Genomic DNA, 999 nt, shown 5'->3' on the forward strand with positions numbered 1-999 from the left:
GCCACCCCGGCCGTGCGGGACGTGTTCCGGGCGGTCGGCGAGACCGCGCGGGCGGTCATGGGCCTGCGTATCGCGCTGGAGGGGCCGCAGGACGAGTCGGACGACAGTCCGGCGACGGCCCGCTCGCGGGAGGAGCTGGACGCCGAGGACGCCGCCATCGACGCCGGTGAGGAGGAGGAGGCCGAGCCGCCGAAGGGGCTGCGGCCCACCACGCGTGCCGCCGTGCAGGTCTCCGTGGGGTCGACGCTGGCCATCGCCGGGGGCGAGCTGCTGTCCGCGCACCGCTGGTACTGGGCGGTGCTGACCTGCTGGATCGTCTTCATCAACACGGCCTCGACCGGCGAGATCCTGGTCAAGGGCTACCGGCGGCTGCTGGGCACGGTGTTCGGGGTCGTCGCCGGCATCCTGCTGGCGGCTCTGGTGGGCCGGCACACCTGGACGGCGTTCTTCCTGGTGCTGTTGCTGATCTTCGCCATGTTCTACACGGCGCCGCTGTCCTACACGCTGATGTCGTTCTTCGTGACGGCGATGCTCGGGCTGCTCTACACCCTGCTGCACACCTACAGCTGGGAGGTGCTGGTGCTGCGGGTCGAGGAGACGGCGCTGGGGGCGGCCTGCGGGGTGGTCGCGGCGGCGCTGGTGCTGCCGGTGCACACCGACCGGCGCACCAACGAGCTGCTGGTCACCGTGCTGGAGCGGCTCGCCGAGGTGACCGAGGCCGCCGTCGGCCAGCTCAGCGGCGGTCCCGCCGGCGACCTGCTGGACAAGGCGCGGGAGCTGGACCAGGCGCTGGGCGACCTGCGCGCCGCCACCCAGCCGCTGACGCATCCGGTGACCCCGCTGCGGGCCAGGCGCACCAACGCGCGCTACGTGGTGGCGCTCCTCGAGACGTGCGCGTATCACGCGCGCTCGCTGGCGGCCACGGCGGAGCTGCTGCCGACCCATCCGTCGATCGCGGCGGACCCCCGGCTGCGCGGGGCGGCGGGGCGCACGGTGCGC

The 999-nt window shown here is 73.9% G+C and carries 1 protein-coding gene; it reads left to right on the plus strand.

The features are described 5' to 3' along the window. On the plus strand, positions 1 to 999 hold a 999-nt coding region (locus B7767_RS38120; RefSeq protein WP_179167471.1), incomplete at both ends, for an FUSC family protein.

It is taken from the genome of Streptomyces sp. 13-12-16, from assembly GCF_002114215.1.
GTDB lineage: Bacteria > Actinomycetota > Actinomycetes > Streptomycetales > Streptomycetaceae > Streptomyces.